The organism is Ochrobactrum sp. SFR4 (genome assembly GCF_019730395.1).
GTDB lineage: Bacteria > Pseudomonadota > Alphaproteobacteria > Rhizobiales > Rhizobiaceae > Pseudochrobactrum.
Genome location: NZ_JAAPBB010000971.1, coordinates 1 through 258 on the forward strand (window position 1 = coordinate 1; position 258 = coordinate 258).

Sequence of the window (258 nt, forward strand, 5' to 3'; positions counted from 1 at the left end):
AGATGCAGATGCGGATGCCGACGCTGATGCCGATGCTGACGCTGATGCTGATGCAGACGCCGATGCGGATGCTGATGCTGATGCCGACGCAGATGCAGATGCAGATGCTGATGCTGATGCCGACGCAGATGCAGACGCCGACGCCGATGCTGACGCTGATGCGGATGCCGATGCCGACGCTGATGCGGACGCAGATGCCGATGCTGATGCCGATGCAGATGCCGATGCAGATGCTGATGCTGACGCCGATGCAGATGC

General features: G+C 60.9%; 1 protein-coding gene. It reads left to right on the top strand.

The window, feature by feature from the left end; translation table 11 throughout:
• Positions 1-14 precede the first annotated feature (14 nt).
• A partial coding sequence (locus HBA93_RS24800; protein ID WP_221724662.1) for a hypothetical protein occupies positions 15-258 on the top strand: 244 nt, incomplete at its 3' end.